This window comes from Pantoea sp. SIMBA_079, from assembly GCF_046940275.1.
Classification (GTDB): Bacteria; Pseudomonadota; Gammaproteobacteria; order Enterobacterales; family Enterobacteriaceae; genus Pantoea; species Pantoea borealis.
Map to the genome: position 1 here is coordinate 1 of NZ_JAWRYR010000430.1, position 265 is coordinate 265.

The 265-nt window shown below is 71.3% G+C and carries 1 protein-coding gene; it reads left to right on the top strand.

Translation table 11 applies throughout. The features are described from left to right. The coding region (locus SB719_RS20665; protein ID WP_412159815.1) for a type II secretion system F family protein at positions 1–265 on the top strand (265 nt) is incomplete at both ends.

Below are 265 nucleotides of genomic sequence, written 5' to 3' on the forward strand. Positions count from 1 at the left end.
GCTCGCGCGCACGCTCGGCACGCTGTTGCGCAACGGCGTGCCGCTGATCGGCGCGCTGGGCATCGGCCGCAACGTGCTCGGCAACCTCGCGCTGGCGGACGACGTCGACACCGCCGCGACCGAGGTCAAGAACGGCGTGGCCCTGTCGACGGCGCTGGGCCGCGGCAAGCGGTTTCCGCGTCTGGCGATGCAGATGATCCAGGTCGGCGAGGAATCCGGCGCGCTCGACGCGATGCTGCTCAAGACCGCGGACACCTTCGAGCAG